The sequence below is a fragment of the Bacteroides fragilis genome (genome assembly GCF_019583405.1).
In the GTDB taxonomy this organism is placed as follows: Bacteria; Bacteroidota; Bacteroidia; order Bacteroidales; family Bacteroidaceae; genus Bacteroides; species Bacteroides fragilis_B.
Genome location: NZ_SZUU01000004.1, coordinates 434,906 through 453,174, shown reverse-complemented (window position 1 = coordinate 453,174; position 18,269 = coordinate 434,906). Strand labels below are relative to the sequence as shown.

22 protein-coding genes and 1 tRNA gene are annotated in these 18,269 nt (G+C 41.6%); 9 read left to right on the top strand and 14 right to left on the bottom strand.

Going from position 1 to position 18,269, the window contains the following annotated elements:
* Window positions 1-31: 31 nt before the first annotated feature.
* Window positions 32-403: a ribosomal maturation YjgA family protein gene (locus FDF36_RS12025; RefSeq protein ID WP_220391476.1), complete on the bottom strand. Its 372-nt coding sequence runs from the start codon at window positions 401-403 to the stop codon at window positions 32-34.
* 225 nt (window positions 404-628) lie between these two features.
* Here FDF36_RS12025 and FDF36_RS12020 point away from each other — a divergent pair, with 225 nt between their 5' ends.
* Window positions 629-1,297 (top strand): MgtC/SapB family protein, encoded by a 669-nt coding sequence (locus tag FDF36_RS12020; RefSeq protein WP_220391475.1) that lies wholly within the window; start codon window positions 629-631, stop codon window positions 1,295-1,297.
* Window position 1,298: 1 nt separating this feature from the next.
* Here the strand turns inward: FDF36_RS12020 and FDF36_RS12015 are convergent, their stop codons facing one another.
* The 3 genes from FDF36_RS12015 to FDF36_RS12005 are packed head-to-tail and all read right to left on the bottom strand — an operon-like array spanning window position 1,299 to window position 4,241.
* The gene (locus tag FDF36_RS12015; protein ID WP_220391474.1) at window positions 1,299-2,072 is read right to left on the bottom strand and encodes a TIGR03915 family putative DNA repair protein; all 774 of its coding nucleotides are present in this window, start codon (window positions 2,070-2,072) and stop codon (window positions 1,299-1,301) included.
* Window positions 2,073-2,079: 7 nt separating this feature from the next.
* Complete coding sequence (locus tag FDF36_RS12010; protein ID WP_220391473.1) at window positions 2,080-3,345, bottom strand: putative DNA modification/repair radical SAM protein; 1,266 nt, start codon at window positions 3,343-3,345, stop codon at window positions 2,080-2,082.
* Window positions 3,342-4,241 (bottom strand): helix-turn-helix transcriptional regulator, encoded by a 900-nt coding sequence (locus FDF36_RS12005; RefSeq protein ID WP_220391472.1) that lies wholly within the window; start codon window positions 4,239-4,241, stop codon window positions 3,342-3,344. Before FDF36_RS12005 ends, FDF36_RS12010 begins: the two co-directional genes overlap by 4 nt.
* Window positions 4,242-4,412: 171 nt before the next feature.
* Here FDF36_RS12005 and msrB point away from each other — a divergent pair, with 171 nt between their 5' ends.
* Entirely contained in the window at window positions 4,413-5,498 is a 1,086-nt protein-coding gene (msrB, locus tag FDF36_RS12000) for a peptide-methionine (R)-S-oxide reductase MsrB (protein WP_220391471.1), read from the top strand.
* Between the two features lie 333 nt (window positions 5,499-5,831).
* Here msrB and FDF36_RS11995 read toward each other — a convergent pair whose 3' ends face one another.
* Together FDF36_RS11995 and FDF36_RS11990 are read right to left on the bottom strand one after the other, a co-directional pair.
* Entirely contained in the window at window positions 5,832-7,190 is a 1,359-nt protein-coding gene (locus FDF36_RS11995) for a transposase (RefSeq protein WP_220390143.1), read from the bottom strand.
* Between the two features lie 192 nt (window positions 7,191-7,382).
* A complete protein-coding gene (locus FDF36_RS11990) occupies window positions 7,383-7,559 on the bottom strand; it encodes a histone H1 (protein WP_005780999.1) in 177 nt (58 codons plus the stop codon).
* A gap of 148 nt (window positions 7,560-7,707) precedes the next feature.
* Here FDF36_RS11990 and FDF36_RS11985 point away from each other — a divergent pair, with 148 nt between their 5' ends.
* From FDF36_RS11985 to FDF36_RS11970, 4 genes are all read left to right on the top strand, one after another.
* The gene (locus FDF36_RS11985) at window positions 7,708-8,349 is read left to right on the top strand and encodes an AlbA family DNA-binding domain-containing protein (protein WP_220391470.1); all 642 of its coding nucleotides are present in this window, start codon (window positions 7,708-7,710) and stop codon (window positions 8,347-8,349) included.
* A gap of 35 nt (window positions 8,350-8,384) precedes the next feature.
* Window positions 8,385-9,764, top strand: a complete 1,380-nt coding sequence (locus tag FDF36_RS11980) for an alanine/glycine:cation symporter family protein (protein ID WP_220391469.1) — start codon at window positions 8,385-8,387, stop codon at window positions 9,762-9,764.
* A 100-nt stretch (window positions 9,765-9,864) separates the two neighbouring features.
* Complete coding sequence (locus tag FDF36_RS11975; protein ID WP_005790373.1) at window positions 9,865-10,503, top strand: hypothetical protein; 639 nt, start codon at window positions 9,865-9,867, stop codon at window positions 10,501-10,503.
* Between the two features lie 133 nt (window positions 10,504-10,636).
* Entirely contained in the window at window positions 10,637-12,736 is a 2,100-nt protein-coding gene (locus FDF36_RS11970; protein ID WP_220391468.1) for a KamA family radical SAM protein, read from the top strand.
* 90 nt (window positions 12,737-12,826) lie between these two features.
* Here the strand turns inward: FDF36_RS11970 and FDF36_RS11965 are convergent, their stop codons facing one another.
* Both FDF36_RS11965 and FDF36_RS11960 read right to left on the bottom strand, forming a co-directional pair.
* Window positions 12,827-14,152, bottom strand: a complete 1,326-nt coding sequence (locus FDF36_RS11965) for a nucleobase:cation symporter-2 family protein (RefSeq protein WP_005790376.1) — start codon at window positions 14,150-14,152, stop codon at window positions 12,827-12,829.
* Between the two features lie 6 nt (window positions 14,153-14,158).
* On the bottom strand, window positions 14,159-14,866 hold the full coding sequence (locus FDF36_RS11960) for a nucleoside-specific channel-forming Tsx family protein (protein WP_220391467.1): 708 nt from the start codon (window positions 14,864-14,866) through the stop codon (window positions 14,159-14,161).
* A gap of 106 nt (window positions 14,867-14,972) precedes the next feature.
* On the opposite strand from FDF36_RS11960, the gene FDF36_RS11955 reads away from it, so the two are divergent.
* The 3 genes from FDF36_RS11955 to FDF36_RS11945 all read left to right on the top strand — a co-directional run bounded on the left by FDF36_RS11955 (window position 14,973) and on the right by FDF36_RS11945 (window position 16,057).
* Window positions 14,973-15,563, top strand: a complete 591-nt coding sequence (locus FDF36_RS11955) for a uracil-DNA glycosylase family protein (RefSeq protein WP_220391466.1) — start codon at window positions 14,973-14,975, stop codon at window positions 15,561-15,563.
* A gap of 2 nt (window positions 15,564-15,565) precedes the next feature.
* Window positions 15,566-15,919: an arsenate reductase family protein gene (locus FDF36_RS11950; protein ID WP_005790381.1), complete on the top strand. Its 354-nt coding sequence runs from the start codon at window positions 15,566-15,568 to the stop codon at window positions 15,917-15,919.
* A 65-nt stretch (window positions 15,920-15,984) separates the two neighbouring features.
* Window positions 15,985-16,057: transfer RNA gene (locus FDF36_RS11945), tRNA-Trp, on the top strand.
* Window positions 16,058-16,181: 124 nt separating this feature from the next.
* Here the strand turns inward: FDF36_RS11945 and FDF36_RS11940 are convergent.
* The 6 genes from FDF36_RS11940 to FDF36_RS11915 all read right to left on the bottom strand — a co-directional run bounded on the left by FDF36_RS11940 (window position 16,182) and on the right by FDF36_RS11915 (window position 17,971).
* The gene (locus FDF36_RS11940; RefSeq protein WP_220391465.1) at window positions 16,182-16,598 is read right to left on the bottom strand and encodes a hypothetical protein; all 417 of its coding nucleotides are present in this window, start codon (window positions 16,596-16,598) and stop codon (window positions 16,182-16,184) included.
* Window positions 16,599-16,732: 134 nt separating this feature from the next.
* A complete protein-coding gene (locus FDF36_RS11935; RefSeq protein WP_220391464.1) occupies window positions 16,733-17,005 on the bottom strand; it encodes a 5-formyltetrahydrofolate cyclo-ligase in 273 nt (90 codons plus the stop codon).
* The gene (locus tag FDF36_RS11930) at window positions 16,998-17,240 is read right to left on the bottom strand and encodes a hypothetical protein (RefSeq protein ID WP_220391463.1); all 243 of its coding nucleotides are present in this window, start codon (window positions 17,238-17,240) and stop codon (window positions 16,998-17,000) included. The genes FDF36_RS11935 and FDF36_RS11930 overlap by 8 nt, the downstream gene beginning before the upstream one ends.
* Window positions 17,230-17,418: a hypothetical protein gene (locus FDF36_RS11925; protein WP_220391462.1), complete on the bottom strand. Its 189-nt coding sequence runs from the start codon at window positions 17,416-17,418 to the stop codon at window positions 17,230-17,232. The genes FDF36_RS11930 and FDF36_RS11925 overlap by 11 nt, the downstream gene beginning before the upstream one ends.
* Window positions 17,415-17,783 carry a hypothetical protein gene (locus FDF36_RS11920; protein WP_220391461.1) on the bottom strand — a complete coding sequence of 123 codons (369 nt, stop codon included), beginning with the start codon at window positions 17,781-17,783 and terminating at the stop codon, window positions 17,415-17,417. The genes FDF36_RS11925 and FDF36_RS11920 overlap by 4 nt, the downstream gene beginning before the upstream one ends.
* Window positions 17,780-17,971: a hypothetical protein gene (locus tag FDF36_RS11915; protein WP_259281424.1), complete on the bottom strand. Its 192-nt coding sequence runs from the start codon at window positions 17,969-17,971 to the stop codon at window positions 17,780-17,782. Before FDF36_RS11915 ends, FDF36_RS11920 begins: the two co-directional genes overlap by 4 nt.
* Between the last annotated feature and the right edge of the window lie 298 nt (window positions 17,972-18,269).

The following is an 18,269-nucleotide window of genomic DNA, read 5'->3' as shown; positions in this document are numbered from 1 at the left end:
AGAATTTACAAAACATGCAGAAATATATGTATCATTTTCTTTTCTTATCCAAAAAATGTTCTGCTATCAGAATAAATACATACCCAACGACATAACTGATTATATCTTTCAAATCGAAAGTGGAACCTATAATTATACGGATTATATGATTCGATATTCCCAACACATCCACCAACTGAAAATACTGAAGTATCTCTATAAAACAAGCAAAAGAAAGCACATAGAAAGGCAATCTCAGCAGTCCTTTCGGAATAAAAATCCGTACAAAGCAATAAATCAACACGACAACCAATGCGTCACCCATATAAGGACGTACAAAGCTATCGCGAACATATATACCAATTATAATTTCAACCGCCAGTATGACGACAAAACAAATCGCATAGAAAACCCTTTTATTCATAATGTCTCTTTTGAGCTTTATCTATCACAGGATATACTAAGAACACAAAAATCGATTGTTGTTTATCAATCTACAAAAACCTTGTGCACTTTACCTGCTTTATGATGTCAGTTTTTCCGATAGAAATAATCTTTTGACTGCGAATATACGTTATTTCTAAAAAACAATTGTATCTTTAGGTGATGAATAAACAATTGAAATAAAGTATAGAAAGGAAATTTAAGTATGATGTTGAACCTTGACTTTGTATTAAGACTATTAGTCGCCGGAATCTTGGGTGCCATCATTGGCCTGGACAGAGAATACCGTGCTAAAGAAGCCGGCTATCGCACCCACTTTCTGGTGTCATTGGGTAGTGCACTGATTATGATTGTTTCCCAATACGGCTTTCAGGAAATAATAAAAGAGGATAGCGTTACACTTGATCCGAGCCGTGTAGCAGCACAGGTAGTCAGCGGTATCGGATTTATCGGTGCCGGAACAATTATCTTTCAAAAACAGATAGTCAGGGGACTGACCACAGCAGCAGGAATCTGGGCAACAGCAGGAATTGGTCTGGCAGTAGGGGCAGGCATGTACGTCATAGGTATTGCTGCCATGGTACTGACCCTGATTGGTCTTGAAGTATTAAGTTATCTATTCAAAAGCATAGGGATGAAAAGTTCAATGATAACCTTTTCGACCGACAACAAACAAGTGCTAAAAGGAGTAGCCGACCGTTTTAACTCTAAAGATTACCTCATAGTGTCGTATCAGATGGATACACAGAAGCATGGAGGCATAGAAACCTATCAGGTAACAATGGTCATCAAATCCAAACGGAACAATGACGAAGGACATTTACTATCTTTAATACAAGAATTTCCCGAAGTGACTGTAGAACGAATTGAGTAAATTACTGCTGTTTTTCAGTGATGTATTTCCAATAACGTACCGGCATGTCCTGTTTATGTTTGCGTGGATTCAGTCTTTCTTTGATTGTGATAGATTTAAAATAAGTCTTCCAGAGTTGCTGGAAAAGTTTTTCATCTTTATCCATCAAACTTTCGTCCAGCATGCCGGTAATCAGGTGTGCCGCTTGGGTATCATCATCAAATGTCACCTCCTCTACCGTATACAAGTCATAATAAAATCCATATCGACGTTTCATGTCATAAATCAGCCACCGTTGATCGGCAAAACGATCTTTAAAGTGACCTATCGTCAATGGTAAAGCATTGTGCTGAGGTTCGAAAGCAGCAAAAAAAGTACCATCCACCGCTTTTTGGAAACGTACGAATTGTAACATGCGCAAACGTTCCCAATCTACCCGCTTCCATATTTTGGAAAGGGCAAGAACGTCCGGATCACCGAAATTAGTTTCAATGGAGACAGGAGAGTCAATGGCTTTTCGGATGTATTGGAACAGAAGCATGCCTACCTCCGGTAACTCTGAAAGCCAACACCAGGTAATGGCCGAAAGAGCCGATGCCGATATTTTCTTCTGTAATCCTCGCCAGACACGTCCTGCCTTTTCGTCATCAGTAACAACTGTAAAAATTTCATCAAAGAAGAGAGGCAAAGCGTCTCCTTCCGAGAGTAAAACATCGGGAAAGGTCTTGCGATTATAAGCATCGAATACTGCTGTCAGCAAACCATCAAGCGTTTTATCGTAAATAAAAAGAATCATAACAATCTCAATCGTTAAAAACGAATGACAACTGATTTTCATCCGCCTTTTTCTTAGCAGATTTAGGCAGCAACAAGCTACGTACGGTCTGTGGCGTCATTTCATTTACAGTCCGCATGGGTAATTCGCTGCAAGTAATAAAATATTGTGCTTTTTTCATAACCACACCTATTTTTTTAAGTTGATAATATCCCAACTTCGAATAACGACGGGAAGCTATAATTAATTTTGCCGACTTTACCCCAATCCCCGGAACACGGAGTATCATTTCATAATCCGCCTTGTTGATATCGACAGGAAACTGCTCGGGATGACGTAATGCCCACGATAACTTGGGATCTATTTCCAGATCAAGATCAGGATAGGTGTCATCAACAATCTCATTGACTTTGAACTGATAGAACCTCATCAGCCAATCTGCCTGATAAAGACGATTCTCACGCACCAAAGGAGGCTGTTTAAGTGCAGGTAAACGAGTATCGTATGTATTTACTGATACGTAACCGGAATAATAGACACGCTTCATCGTGGGACGCTGGTAAAGAGCGGAAGAAAGAAAGAGAATATCCTTGTCACTTTCAGCCGTAGCACCGACAATCATCTGTGTACTCTGCCCCGCAGGAGCAAAGCGGGGCGCATACCGGAACTTTTTTCGTTCTTCACTACTTTCCAGTACGCCCTGTTGAATATAAAGCATCGGTGCAAATACACTTTTATGATCTTTTTCGGGAGCCAGCAGTTTCAAGTTCTCTTCTTTGGGAATCTCCACGTTCACGCTAAGCCGATCGGCATAACGACCGGCTTCGTTCACCAATTCCCGGCTGGCTCCCGGAATACTTTTCAAATGAATGTACCCGTTAAAGCGATGCACTTCACGCAAATCTTTCGCCACACGTACCAAACGCTCCATTGTATAATCGGGGTTTCGCACCACACCGGAACTCAAAAACAACCCCTCAATGTAATTTCGACGATAAAACTCAATCGTCAAATCTACCAGTTCGGACACAGATAACGTAGCTCTGGGCAAATCATTACTTCTCCGATTAATACAATAGGCACAATCGTATATACAATAATTGGTAAGCATCACCTTCAGTAACGAAATACAACGTCCGTCTTCCGCAAAACTATGGCAAATTCCCCATCCACCCACTGTATTACCCAATGTACCGGGCTTGTTGGCACGCACCGTGCCACTTGAGGCACAGGAAACATCGTACTTGGCCGACTCTGCCAGTATCTTCAATTTTTCGAGAACATTTGCATTCATAAGCGGTAAAGAGTTTGCATGTTTTGTATCTCGGCTTTTATTTTATCCCGCAGCGACTGAGGTTCCAGCACCTCTACTGCCGCTCCTTTGGATAATAACTCCTGAATAAAATCATAAGTATGCGAAATATAAAGTTCAAAATCGACATAGCTCTCTGTAACGGCAATCTCCTTTTGGCTAAAATGCAAAGGAAGATTTCTCAAGTATGGAGCCTGCAAAATGGTAGTTCTGAGTACTGTACGCTGAGGAACCAGATTTTCGTCACGGATAATACCAAAACTATCCCTAAAATGATCCTGAGGAGTAAATTTACGTGGAAAATTGAACGTCTCTCCCGAAAGAGCGACTTTCTTGACCCGATCGAGTGAATAAGAACGGAAAGCTTTATATTCCCGGTTTATTCCTATCAAATACCAGCGATGACGAAACAATTTCAGGAAATAAGGTTCAAGCAGCACATCTTTGGAATGCTCCCAGTTGTACGCCTGATATTCCATAGCAAGCACATGGCCGCTACGCATAGCATCAATAACAATATCCATGAGTTGCACCCCTGAAGGTACTTCCTCAAATACAATCCGGTTCTTCATATCCACATTTTCCTGCAATACATTGTTCAACGAAAAACTATTCAGTAACCACATCTTCAACTTATCACCCAACATTCCTTCGGCGTCTGCTATATAATAGGTGTTGTTCCGTTTATCACATTCAATGTTAATGTCGAACATTTCTTCAATGGCCTGTCGATGGTTATGAAAAGTCCGCAAAGGTATGTCAGAACGATTATCATCTCCCGCTCTCCAACGACGATTGATTTCGGCAAATGTCACAGGAGCATTCCGGAAGATAGTATCCACCAGCCAGATTAGTTTATTGAATTGTTGTTTTGCCATACTAAACTTGATTTCTACTGCAAAGCAAGGAAATGTTTATGCCAAAAATAAGCACAATCCTCCAAAAGATCAAAAGATAATCTCTTTTTAACCACTTCATTGCAGGATACAACAGTTCTTAATAATCCGAAAACGATCTTCGTTTGTTATTTATAAAAGAGACTGAAAATTATGAATAAGAAGTTTACTATATTTGTCGTGCTATTGGCCGGTATCATTTACACCAGCCATGCACAAGGCGTACAATGGATTTATCAACAAAAACAGGAGAAAAAAAATATGAAGAATCTGAGTGAAATATATTTTGCAGGCGGTTGTTTTTGGGGAACGGACCATTTCCTGAAACAGATTAGGGGAGTAAAATCAACCCAGGTCGGATATGCCAATGGAAACATAGCTAACCCGACTTACCAACAGGTATGTACAGGAAAGACCAATTTTGCAGAAACCGTTAAGGTGGAGTATAATCCACAAGAAGTTCCCCTAAAACTATTGATCGACCTCTTTTTTAAGACAATAGATCCTACAAGCCTGAATCGACAGGGAAATGACAAAGGTTCGCAATATCGTACCGGTATTTATTATACTGATGAAGCTGACTTGCCGACTATCCGGACAGCCATCGACGAATTGGCTAAAGAGTATTCCAAACCTATAGTCATAGAAGTGAAACCCTTATCCAATTTTTACAAAGCCGAGGAATATCATCAGGATTACCTGGATAAGAATCCCGGAGGATACTGCCATATTAACCCTGCACTATTCGAGTTGGCAAAAAAAGCAAATGCACAGGCTGAGCAGCCCCAGACAAATTACAAAAAACCGGATGATGCCACACTTCGTAGTAAATTGACGACCGAGCAGTATGCTGTCACACAAAAGAATGCAACCGAACCAGCTTTTCATAACGAATACTGGAATGAAAAACGAGATGGCATCTATGTAGACATCACTACCGGTGAGCCTCTTTTTGTATCAACAGATAAGTTTGATTCGGGTTGTGGTTGGCCCAGTTTCACCAAACCGATAGAAAAAGAAGTGATAAAAGAGAAGATGGATACATCATACGGAATGATACGCACAGAAGTACGGAGTAAAACGGGAGATGCACATTTAGGACACGTCTTCACGGATGGACCTAAAGAGAAAGGAGGATTACGTTATTGCATCAACAGTGCATCCTTACGCTTCATTCCAAAAGAGAAAATGAAAGAAGAAGGATATGGAGAGTACTTGAAACTTCTGCCTCAAAAATAAGTCACCAATAGACATCAAAATCATTGTCGGAATCCCAGTACACACCCAAAGAGGATATCCACAAGATTATCGTTTCTGAAATATAGACGGATTAAGATTCTGTAAAATAGGGATATTCAGTAAATGTCCGTATTTCTTATAAATTAAGAGAACAGTTTTACTTTACGTGAGCTTTTCTCTTAATTTTTTCCTGTAAAGTCTCCAGTCTTCTATCTTTTTTATAGAATATTATTTACATATTCTTATATTTTCTCCCCAACGGTACATTATGTATATGTCTTTTTAGGGGAAGTTAAAAACCTCTCCTGTTTTCCTTTTGTTATTTTAGTCTGATTATGCAGCCGCTCTTTTTTTCTTTTCAACCTTTTCTATCATGCATACTGCATTGGCCGTATGTATTCCAAAGAAAATCCAAAGCATTTCCGTTTTCCTGTTTCTAGCTTTAATTCTGGCCAGTGAGTAATGTTGTTTCTGCGTTCCAAAACTTCCTTCCAGGCGGGTCGCTCTTTCACGGCTGAGTTCCGACCGTAAGATCTTCCGAAGTGGCTCATCTTTGGACGCTCTGCCCTTACGCTTAAAGGAAGTACTTATATGATATTTAGTACAAAATTTCCGGTTGGCATTATTAGCATAGATTGAATCCGCTGCAAGCGCCTTAACCCTAACCCCGGTCAGTTGTTGTTGCAGATGAATACAGTCTTTCAAATGTACTCCTTCGTTAAAAGCCTTAAAGGAGATATGTTCAATAAAGGAGATTCCATCTATCTGTATATTGTTGACTTTGGCTCCGAATTCAACGGATTTGGTTTCCTTGCCTCTGATAATGGGGCGAAGGTAATGCCGGTCGATACTCACAATACGGTTGGGCACTTTTTTGCCTGCAAATAAATTCTTCCCTTGCTCAAGGACCGTCCGTATGACCGAGAAACGTCTTTGGTAATCAGAGGATAGTGTAAGCCTGTGCCTGTAGGATAAATGAAGCTGCTCCAGCTGGTCCAGTAACTTTTCCAATAACTGAAGTAGTCTGCGTTTAATCATACGGGTCTGTGATTTCCTGCGTTTACGCAGTTTGCTAGAAGCAAGGTAGGCACGGCTTACATCAAGATACTTGTTACGGGGACGTTGCATGTGCAATGTCCGGCAATGTTTGCACAGATGACGATGAAGCCATACAATACCTTCCCATAAGAGTTTGACATCAGTAGGAAAGCGCAGATGACTTTCATAACAGGTGGCATCGGTCATACAGACATGAAGGTTCTCAAGATAAGGTTTCCAATGCTCTGCCAAAATAAGCTGGAGGGACTCAATATCAAGGCGAGCCGCTAGTTCCTGACGAATCGCACTAACGATTTTAGGATTGGTTAGCGGATGAAGCGGATCGATCTGAACACCACAAAATAACTGGTAATGAATATTACCGTTTAAATGGTCAATCAGTTGTGAATCGGAAAAGTTGGTATAAGACTTCAAGACCATCAAGGCTATTTTACCTTCGGGAGAAAAATAACTTTTACGCCCCAAAGCAGAGGACTTCAAATGCATTTGTCGGGCCAGTTCCGAGAAAGGGAATAAAGAATGGAGGCGACCTAATTCACTCGTTGCAAAACTTTGACGATATTTTTTAAGCATATCGAACTCACTAAAACCTAAACAAGGTTCGATTTCTGATATTTTTTGTATCTTTACCATGTGTTTTTATTTTAGATTACCCCCGTTTTGGCCGTCAAACCGTTTTTTAGGGGGAATGCTTAAAGATACAAAAAAGGCAACTAACTCGCAATGAATTAGTTGCCTTAAATTTTCTTATTTTAGGAATATCCCAAAATAAAAAAGCCGGTTTCAAAATTGAGACCGACTTTTCCATTTTTTCTATTCGTAAGATTACTTCTTTGATTCTTCCAAAGATACTTTACGGAATTCTTTCATTGCTTTTTCGATTTCCAATGAAGCTTTACGGGCACGAGTTCCTGCAGCTTTGTTACCATTTTCAATCTGAGCATTTGCATCTTTGTTGAACTCAGCTACCAAAGTAGCAATCTTTTCTACTAATTCTTTCATAATCCTTATTTATTTCTTCGTTAATAATGATGGGCAAAAATACATCCTTTCCCGAAATAAACGCATAAAAACGATATTTTTTTTGAAATTATCAGCTAAAAATCAGCAAAAAAATAAGGTTTAGTCTTTTTTATCTACTTTTGCAGGCATGAAACCGCTTACAGATACTGATTACATACACGCATTGATAGCCGAAGGGGAACACCAACAGCAAGACTTTAAGTTTGAAATATCCGATGCCCGTAAAATCGCCAAAACACTGTCAGCTTTTGCTAATACCGATGGAGGACGACTGTTGATAGGCGTTAAAGACAATGGAAAAATAGCCGGTGTGCGTTCGGATGAAGAAAAATATATGATAGAAGCAGCTGCCCAACTTTATTGCCGGCCGGAAGTTGATTATTCCATGCAAACATTTCACGCCGAAGGACGTTCTGTATTAGTCGTACAAATAGATGAAAGTGAACACAAGCCCGTTTTTGCAAAAGACGAAAACGGCAAATCACTGGCATATATCCGGATCAAAGATGAAAATATCCTGGCTACTCCGGTACATTTGCGCGTCTGGCAGCAGAGCGGCAGTCCGGCAGGAGAATTGATCCGCTATACCGAACGGGAACAACTGTTGCTGGACTTACTGGAAGAAAATACTTCGCTTTCTCTTAACCGCTATTGTCGGCAAGCAGGTATTTCCAGACGGGCTGCAGAGAATTTACTGGCTAAGTTTATCCGGTTTGATATCGTAGAACCGATATTCGAGAACCATAAATTCTACTTCAGGCTAAAATAAAAAAATTTGCCCCTGATACCAATTAACTAATAGATATGAATCTAATTAACGATATATTATGGACCTACATCCTGATTGCAATGCTGTTGGGATGCGCCATTTGGTTCACGATTAAAACCCGTTTTGTGCAATTCCGCATGATCGGCGAAATGCTACGTCTGTTGAAAGACTCCGCCGGAAAAGGAAAACACGGAGAGAAACATATTTCTTCGTTCCAGGCCTTTGCCATATCACTGGCAAGCCGTGTCGGTACAGGAAATCTGGCTGGCGTAGCTACGGCAATTGCTATCGGCGGACCGGGTGCCATATTTTGGATGTGGATCATTGCCCTTTTAGGGGCATCGAGCGCTTTTGTAGAATCTACCCTCGCACAATTGTATAAGGAAAAAGGGAAGGAGTCTTTTATCGGAGGTCCTGCCTACTACATGAAAAAAGGGTTGAAAAAGCCATGGATGGGAATTCTGTTTGCCATACTGATTACTGTCACTTTCGGATTTGCCTTCAACTCAGTACAAAGTAATACCATTTGTGCAGCTGTAGAACATGCGTTTGGCATCAGCCATGTGCCTATGGGCATCATCCTGACCGGACTGACTCTATTGATTATTTTCGGAGGTATCCAGCGTATTGCTAAAGTAAGCAGCATCATCGTCCCTGTCATGGCACTGGGATATGTAGGATTGGCACTGGTCATTGTACTCATCAATATCACACATCTGCCGGATGTTATCGGAACCATTGTCAGTCATGCTTTTGGCTGGCAACAGGCTTTAGGAGGAGGTGTAGGAGCTGCATTGATGCAAGGCATCAAACGCGGGCTGTTCAGCAATGAAGCCGGTATGGGTTCGGCACCGAACGTAGCTGCAACCGCATTCGTATCACACCCGGTGAAACAAGGACTGATCCAGACCTTAGGAGTTTTCACAGATACTCTTATTATCTGTTCATGCACAGCATTCATCATTCTTTTCAGTGGTGCTCCGCTCGATGGTTCGACCAATGGAGTACAACTCACTCAACATGCATTGAACAACGAAATAGGAAGCATAGGAGGTATATTTGTGGCAGTTGCCCTTTTCTTCTTTGCGTTTAGCAGCATCATCGGCAATTACTATTATGGAGAAGCAAATATCCGATACCTCACCCACAAACGATGGATAGTTTACCTTTACCGTTTATTGGTAGGGGGGATGGTATGGGTGGGAGCCATGTCCACTCTCGATTTTGTATGGGGACTGGCAGATATCACCATGGGGTTAATGGCCATCTGTAACCTGATAGCGATCGCCTTTCTGGGAAAATATGCTTTCCGATTGCTGCAGGACTATCGTGAACAGAAAAAGTCAGGCATCAAAAGCCCGGTATTCACCAAAAACAAGATGAAGGATATTGAAAAAGATATTGAGTGTTGGTAAAGCGCCTCAAAAAGAATAGATGTTATCCGTGTAATCTGTAGTAATTTAACAACTTATTTAGTAAATTTGCAACCTCAATCTATAATTGACAAAATGACTTATGAGCATATTCGCTAACTTATTTAAAAAACAGGCCGACGCTGACGCAAAAGTAGTAGGCAATGTAGAAGATTTCGTATCACTGACACGTGTATATTTTCAATCTGTAATCGCAGTAAATTTAGGTATCACGAACATCCGTTTTCTGCCGGATGTAGCCAACTTCAAACGTTTATTCAAAGTAGCCACACAAGGTGGCAAATTAGGACTTGCCGAGAAATCGGCTTCCCGCAAGATGCTGATGCAGGATTACGGCATCAGTGAATCGTTTTTTAAAGAGATAGACACCTCTATCAAGAAAAACTGCCGCACGCAAAATGACGTACAGGCATATCTTTTCATGTACCAAGGATTCTCAAGTGACCTGATGATGCTGATGGGTAACCTGATGCAATGGAAGTTCCGTATGCCGGCGATATTCAAAAAGGCTTTGCGCTCCATGACAGAAAAAACGGTACACGATGTATGTACCAAAACAGTATGGAAAGCTGATGACGTACACAAAACGGCTGCCGCAGTACGCCAGTACAAAGAACGTCTCGGATTTTCGGAACAATGGATGTCAGAGTACGTATACAACATTGTTTTACTGGCTAAAAAAGAGCCGAAACATAAGGACGAAGAAGCGAAAGCAAAATGAAAAGCGGAATGTTATTAAACAAAAAAGAATCGTAAAGAATAGCATGAATAGCAAAGCGGAGGTTTTCTACCTCCGCTTTTTTTGTTATATTTATGCAAATATTTCAATTTTAACAATCTAAAAACAATCGCGTATGAAACAAAAGAAAATGCTTTCACTCACACTTTCCCAAATACGGCAACTATACTGTCAGGAGTTACCTGAACTCACAGCAATGGCTCAACAAAGTCTTGACGACACCGACTTTAAAAACCACCTGCAAGAGTTCCTCACTTCTTACATATCGGAAGGGAACAAGGCGGGTGAGCAAATTCGACTCCTTATCAACTACGACGGAAAAACAGTTCATGAACTGTCTAACGAACAGGATATGCAAATACAAACCTTATCCCTTCTCCGACGCTTCTTGACCGGGAATTTGGAAAATGCAGAAATACCTACTGACTTGTTCCTGGACCTATACTATCTCTTTAAAAGACTGGAAGAGCCGGAATCCCCACTCCCCTCTCCACAACGAATCAAAAATCGAACCGAACGTTGGGCTACCGGACTGGACGAAGATGTGATAGAGTTACGTTCCGAGAATCAGGAACGAATGTTGCATCTGCTGATACAAAAAATAGAAAACCGGAAGTCCAAACCATCTTCACGTTTTCACTTTGAAGAAGGAATGAGCTATGAAGAGAAATATCAACAGGTTTGTCAGTGGTGGAACGACTTTCGCTTCCATCTTTCAATGGCTATCAAAACTCCTACTGAGTTGAACCGTTTTCTCGGGAACTCCCTTTCCAGCGAAACAATGTATTTGTTGTCACGAGCCCGCAAAAAAGGAATGCCTTTCTTTGCCACTCCTTACTATCTTTCTTTACTCAATACCAGTGGAGAAGGTTATAATGATGAAGCCATCCGCAGCTACATTCTTTACTCCCCCCGTCTGGTAGAGACCTATGGTAACATTCGTGCCTGGGAACGTGAAGACATTGTAGAAGCCGGTAAACCGAATGCCGCCGGATGGTTATTGCCGGATGGACATAACATCCACCGTCGTTATCCGGAAGTAGCTATCTTGATCCCCGACACAATGGGACGGGCTTGTGGAGGATTGTGCGCTTCATGTCAACGCATGTACGACTTCCAGAGCGAACGATTGAATTTTGAGTTCGACGCACTTCGTCCTAAGGAAAGCTGGGACAAAAAGCTACGCAGGTTAATGTCTTATTTTGAAGAAGATACCCAATTACGAGATATATTGATTACCGGAGGAGATGCTCTGATGAGCCAGAACAAAACCCTGAAAAATATTCTTGAGGCTGTTTACCGCATGGCCGCACGTAAAAGAAAAGCAAACCAGGAACGCCCGGAAGGAGAAAAATACGCAGAATTGCAGCGTGTCCGTTTGGGATCAAGATTATTGGCTTATCTACCTATGCGTATTAACGATGAATTAATAGAGATTCTGAGAGAATTTAAAGAAAAGGCTTCTGCCATCGGAGTGAAACAATTTATTATTCAAACTCATTTCCAAAGTCCTTTAGAGGTTACTCCCGACACCCGGGAAGCTATCCGGAAAATTCTTTCTGCCGGATGGCTGATCACGAATCAGCTGGTATATACCGTAGCTGCATCCCGACGGGGACACACCACAAGGCTGAGACAAGTACTCAATTCACTGGGAGTAGTTTGTTATTATACCTTCTCCGTCAAAGGATTCAATGAAAATTATGCCGTATTCACTCCCAACAGCCGATCGATGCAAGAGCAACATGAAGAAAAAGTATTTGGCAAGTTGACGCAGGAACAGGCTGACGAACTGTACTCTCTTCTCGAAACAGGTGAGGACATCGCCATTCGAATACGTCGTTTCATGAAGAAACACCATTTGCCCTTCATGGCAACAGACCGAAGCGTACTTAATCTGCCCGCTATCGGCAAGAGCATGACATTCAATCTCGTGGGAATAACAGAGGAAGGCAAACGTATCCTTCGTTTCGACCACGACAGTACCCGCCGTCATAGCTCTATCATTGACAAACTGGGAAAAATATATATCGTAGAAAATAAATCACTCGCAGCTTATCTAAGGCAATTAAACAAAATGGGGGAAGATCCGGAAGATTATGCCAGCATTTGGAGCTATACGGAAGGAGAAACAGAACCTCGTTTCAAGTTATATGAATACCCTGAATTTGAATTCCACACAACAGAACGGATGAGCAATCTGGAAGTATTATAAACAATAAACAGTGAACAATAAACAGCCTCCTAATATATAATGTGTATCCTGTTTATTATTCACTGTTCATCACTCTTTGCCGAGCGTCCGTTATTCCTCGTTTTCCTCTTTCACCCGAATTACGATATTCGCTATGATAGCAGTCAAACCACCGGTCGTGATGCCAGACGAAAAGATACTACGAATGGCTTCCGGAGCCTGGCTTAACACATCGGGCATCAATTCCACTCCAAGTCCCAATGAAAGACTGACAGCCAATACTAATGTTTCCTTCCGTCCGATATTTTGTGATGCAACAATGCGGATTCCGGCTGCTGCCACAGTTCCGAACATTAACAAAGTAGCTCCGCCTAACACAGGGTCCGGCATCAGTGAGAAAACAGCTCCCACAATCGGAAATAGCCCCAAAAGAATCAACATTGCAGCTATATAGTAACCCACATACCGGCTGGCCACTCCTGTCAATTGAATGATTCCATTGTTCTGAGCAAAAATAGAATTAGGGAAAGAGTTAAATATACCTGCCAGAAAAGAGTTAAAACCATCGGCCATCACACCCCCCGAAACTCGTTTGAGATAGTCGTCACCCTCGATCTTCAAACCGGAAATCATCGAATTGGCCGTTACGTCTCCGGTTGCTTCGATAGCTGTAATCATATATACGAGCCCGATGGCAATGAAAGAAGACACATTAAAATCGAGTCCGTATTTAAAAGGCTGGGGAATATTGAAACTCATCAGCATCTCTACATTCAAAGCACTCATATCTACTTTTCCCAAAACAAAAGCAAGGCCATATCCCAGGCAGAGTCCCAACACAATGGAACTCATGCGCAAATACTTATTCTTGCAACGGTTAAAAAACAGCACGCTGAGCAAAACCGCACCTGCAATCGAAAGATTCTCCCAAGAAGCAAACGTACCATTATCCATCGCAGTATAACCACCTCCACAAGAGATAATGCCTACTTTTATCAAACTTAACCCGATAAGCAGCACCACGATACCCGAAACCAACGGGGTAATGATATTACGCATATATTTGAAAGTGCGGCTGATAATCATTTCAATGGGAGCAGCCGCCATACAGACACCAAAAATAAGAGGAAGTCCACCGACAAGTCCCGTAGCAATGATAGGACCGATAAACGAAAAACTTGTTCCCTGAATACAAAGCAGCTTTGCCCCTATAGGGCCAAAACGGCGGCACTGGATAAAAGTAGATACCCCCGAAGCAAAGAGAGACATCGAAACCAAGAAACCGGTTTTCTCCACATCCAGTTTCAAGGCACTGGCGATAATCAACGGTGGAGTAATAATAGCTACAAAAATAGCAAGCAGATGTTGCAATGCCGCAAATAATGCATCTTTAAAAGGCGGACGGTCTTCAATACCGTATATCAAGTCTGTTTTCATCAGGTTTTAGTTTATTGTCCATTTCAGTGCCAGTGTAGGGATGACATAAAAACCATCACGTCCACCGAAATTATTACTCAGCTCAATTTCTGAGCCCACACTCAGCTTAAATTTATCACTGATACCTTTTATACGGTTCAGATTCACCCAAAACTGGGGCTCGGTAAGAAAAATAGTCTTCCCATAAGCAGTCTCCTCACGCCACCAGTCAGCAAAACCGGAGAAAGTAAGCAAGTTATTGCTGAAATTCATATACCAGGTTCCGGTCAGCTGAAAGTTATTGGGAGAACGGTGTTTCTGAATGTACTTATACATGGCCGACAATGAAAAGCCACGTGAGAAAGCAGTATTATTATAAGTATAGGTAACTCCACCCAAGTAAGCGTTCTTATAAGAAAAACCTTTGGCAAGACCTCCATTATACTCCACATGTACCGAGAACGGATTCTTCCAGAATTTCAATTCACGGGCTATTTCCCAATAAGCAGCCGCTACTCCGTCAGAAGTATAGTCCATGTCCACAAAGAAATAAGTACTACCCCACTTATCGGGATGAAACTTCTCCACGGTAGAGGTTAATACAGGACGGTCTTTTAAATCTTTATCATACAAAGAACGTCCGAAATCATAGTGCAACTGAATGTTTTGTGCCCTTAATCCGATGCCAACGGATAACAAAAACAGGCAAAAAAGAGCAATAGCAGTCCTTCTCATGTTGAATGTTTTTTTATTAAGGCGCAAAAGTAATTAAAAATCGTGGGAGTACGTTTCTATCAAATAGATATTATCACTATTTTTGCTCCCGATCAAATAGTAAACAATGGACATAGAAATAGAAAATCATCCGTTAGAGCCCTTTCTCCCCGCCAATGCCCGATTGCTGATGCTGGGAAGTTTTCCACCTCAAAAGAAACGATGGTCGATGGATTTTTACTATCCGAACCTGAACAATGATATGTGGAGAATCGTGGGATTGCTGTTCTTTAACAACAAAGACTACTTCCTTAACGAAACCCGGAAAGCTTTCTGCCGCGAACGCATTATCAGCTTTCTCAACGATAAAGGAATAGCTTTATTCGATACCGCTTCGGCCATCCGACGCCTACAGGACAATGCCTCAGACAAGTTCCTGGAAGTGGTGCAGCCCACTGATATAAGCCGACTTCTCGGACAACTCCCGGAATGCAAAGCCATTGTCACAACAGGACAAAAGGCGACAGATACACTCCGGACACAATTCGAAGTGGAAGAACCCAAGGTGGGCGATTTCTCTGAGTTCGTCTTTGATGGACGCCCGATGCGCTTATACCGCATGCCTTCTTCTTCACGAGCCTATCCGTTGGCACTCGACAAAAAAGCGGCAGCATACCGTACCATGTATCAGAATTTACAAATGCTTAATATAGAATAAATATGAAAACTCTCTTTTTGCAATATCCCGCATGCAGCACTTGCCAGAAAGCTAAAAAGTGGCTGACAGAAAACAACATTGAGTATACTAACCGCCTTATTGTGGACGATAATCCCACAGTAGAAGAATTGAAAGCTTGGATTCCACTAAGCGGACTACCCGTTAAGAAGTTTTTCAACACCAGTGGTGTAGTATATAAAGAGCTGAAACTCAGCAGCAAGCTTCCTACAATGACTGAAGAAGAACAGATCGCCCTTTTAGCTACCAATGGCAAATTAGTGAAACGCCCGCTGGTAGTGACCGAGCGCTTCGTATTGGTAGGATTTAAACCCGAAGAATGGGAAAAATTAAAATAATTAGCAACTTCTTTGCATAAAAGCTTGCAAATTCAGAAGTTTATTCTACCTTTGCAGCCGCAAACACGGGAGTAGCTCAGTTGGTAGAGCACCGGTCTCCAAAACCGGGTGTCGGGAGTTCGAGCCTCTCCTCCCGTGCAAGGATAAATAGCTGTAAATAAATGATTTACAGCTATTTTGTTTTAGAAGTGGGACAAAATCAGGACACTTTAAAAACAATTGATTTTCAAACATTTACGTTCTTCACACTTAGCCATGGGAATTAACTATTTGGTGTTTCATATTGAAGTGCCTGCTCCAGTTCCTGCCGGATAGAGTTCCGGATCTCGTCATTGAAACCATATCGGATTTGCGGAAAAGTCTCGTGATAAAGAACTCCCCAGATTGCACGATTGTAGAGAGCCAGGTTACTACGGATGTGACGGGAAATACAATCGGAACCACGGCGATAGTTAATGTCAAGGAAGCGAAGGTAGGGGAAGATGCGAATGAAGAACTCTTCCCTGGAATCGGACTCAGTAAAACTAAAAGGTCGCCGGCTGAGATGTGCTTTGAGCTGTCCGGATTGAGTCTTTAGGTTGTCCTGAACAACATTCTCCTGAATGGCATAAATTTGGTTTATACCTTTGGAAATGGTGTCATGAATAAAACGTTTTCTGATTAAATCGTCAGTAATCATAATGCGCTGAAGTTATTTTTCAGCGAATGTAGGAAGGAATACAGGAGGGGAAAGGACACAAAAAAGCCGGGAACTACCGACCGGCTAATCTTTTGTGTAACGGAACTCAAACGATGGTAGTTCCCAGGCTACTTCTATTTATTACTACGTTCCTGAAGCATCCAGCGAAAATCGCATCCGGATGCTCCCGGACGGTTTTGGAATTTGAAGCCGGCAGCAGTCATTGCCTGGAAGAGTTGCTCCTTCGTAATATTGGCTGAAGGATCCAGACGTTTGATAGCGGTATAAACTTCATCGGTAGAAAACCAATGCGTGGTGTGACGAGGGTCCGGAGCCGGACGATAGATTGCTTGCAATCCAGCTATATAGATGCTGATATCGGTGATTTTCTGTTCTTGATTATCCATGATTAATAGGTTTTTTAAAAGATGATATATGTTGTGCAAGATGACGAAGGTTGCGCACAATACGGAGACAATCCTTATCTGAATCTAAAACGGCTGGAATATCTTCAGCAATGACGATATCTATAACCTCGTTGATTTGATTCAAAGTTTCATCGACATAATTTTCTTGCTGAAGAAACTTAACGGTTTGAATGGCTTCGGGAGTAATAATTGCTCCATCAACATTAGTGTTCATGGTCAACCTCCTTTTCTTTTTTAAGCGCACCCTGTAATAGAAATATTACTTCTTCAGATTCTTCACGATTGAACGCTACAATTTCGTTTCCATCAATTTTGATTAAAAATAATTCAGATTTGCCATTGATCCGATAGGTTGCAATCTTATCGACAGCTAATTCCTTGCCTGAAGTCATGATTGGCCTCCTTTCTGACTATCAAGTAAAATGGTTTCTTTAGAATTATCTTCTGAAAATGCGTATGTACTTTTTACGACGCAATAATTGAGATTAAATACAGTATCAGGGCATCCGCACGACATTACCCTCGCAGAGATACAACCGAAAATTTGACTGTTATCGCCACTAAAAATGATTGGTTTAAGTTTGGGATGTTCAGCATTAATTTCATTTACCTTAGCTTCAATTTCCATTTTCAAAGCATCGAGGGAACATTCATCCAAGATAAGAATGTGTTCGAACCGCCGGATCCAGTCAATGAGTTTCTTCCAAGCCCGGTTTTTAGGTGATATGATAGAAAGACTGTTTGTAAAGTACATCATGACTGACCTCCTTTCTGCATGGAAATGGTTAAATACTGACCTCGAGCGAGGCGGATGGAGGTGGTACCGTCATCGGAACGGTTAACGAAGAACTCGCTACCTTCTTGAGATAGCATGCCTGAAAGCTCACTTAAGAATGCTTGGAGCTTAGACACCGGAACTTTTCCGGATTGGGATTTCTTTTTCATATTCATTGTACTGTTTAGCTTTTTAGTCGAGAACCGCTCGACTTCGGAAACGCAGAACGGCTGCGCTTTCCCGTGTCGCTAAACAGTACAATGACACTCCTTGGCAAGAGCTATCTAATGTAAATTGGGAAAGGCAGCCGTATACTTATAAGTATCGGATATGGGCATAAAAAAGCCCATAGTCAAAATGAGCAAATCTCGTGCTCTATTCAAGGAATCAGTCCTTGCACTGTTTAGCATTGCAAAGATGGAAAGAATATTTAAGAATACAAAAAGAAAAGCGGAGTTTTTTAAACCC